Annotated in this window: 1 protein-coding gene; it reads left to right on the forward strand. The window is 62.0% G+C overall.

The genetic code is table 11. The annotated features are described in order from the left end of the window. The coding region (locus CDO81_RS24350; protein ID WP_241517133.1) for an IS3 family transposase at positions 1-1,013 on the forward strand (1,013 nt) is incomplete at its 5' end. Between the last annotated feature and the right edge of the window lie 27 nt (positions 1,014-1,040).

The following is a 1,040-nucleotide window of genomic DNA, read 5'->3' on the forward strand; positions in this document are numbered from 1 at the left end:
TGACCAATACGAGCAACGGTACCGTGAGCGCGTCGTCAAGCAACTCGAGCGACGCGCTGCGCGCTTCGGCTTCGCGCTGCAACCAGTCCAGGAAGGTGTTTCTTAGGAAAGAGCTGGGCATCGATCAGCAGCCCCTGACGAACCGGGAGAAGACGCTGCTGGTTGATGCCCTGAGGTCGACCTACACGGTGACGGAACTGCTGGTCGAATTGAACCTGCCGCGCAGTTCCTACTTCTACCATCGCGCCCGGCTCGGGGTGGCCGACAAGTACGCCGACGTGCGCCAGGCCATGACCAACATCTTCGAGCGCAACTACCGCTGCTACGGCTACCGGCGGCTCCACGCATCGCTGAGCGATCAGTGCGTCAACGTCTCCGAGAAGGTGGTGCGCCGTCTGATGAAGCAGGAGTGCTTGGTCGCCGCGACGAGCAAACGCCGTCGTTACGGCTCCTACATGGGGGAGATCAGTCCAGCCCCCGACAACGTGCTGAACCGAGATTTCAGCGCCGATGCACCCAACGAGAAGTGGCTCACTGACATCTCGGAGTTCCAGATCCCGGCTGGCAAGGTGTACCTGTCGCCCATGATCGATTGCTTCGACGGCATGGTCGTGAGCTGGTCGATCGGCACCCGGCCCAACGCCGAACTGGTCAACACGATGCTGGACGCTGCCATCGACAAGGTAGCAGCCAGCGGCGAGCGGCCCGTGGTGCATTCAGATCGTGGCGGCCACTATCGGTGGCCAGGTTGGCTGGCTCGAATCGCCGATGCCAAGCTGGTCCGCTCAATGTCACGCAAGGGCTGCTCGCCGGACAACGCGGCGTGCGAGGGCTTCTTTGGTCGGCTCAAGATCGAGATGTTCTTTGCCCGCGACTGGCTATCAACGAGCATCGAGGAGTTCGTGGCGGCGCTGGATGCCTACATCCGCTGGTACAACGAGGTTCGGATCAAGAGCTCACTGGGCTTTCGCAGTCCCGCCCAGCATCGTCGGCGCCTGGGCATCGCCGCATAACCAGTCCAAGTTTTTGTCCGCATCCCC

The organism is Roseateles puraquae (assembly GCF_002205845.1).
Taxonomy (GTDB): Bacteria; Pseudomonadota; Gammaproteobacteria; order Burkholderiales; family Burkholderiaceae_C; genus Pelomonas; species Pelomonas puraquae.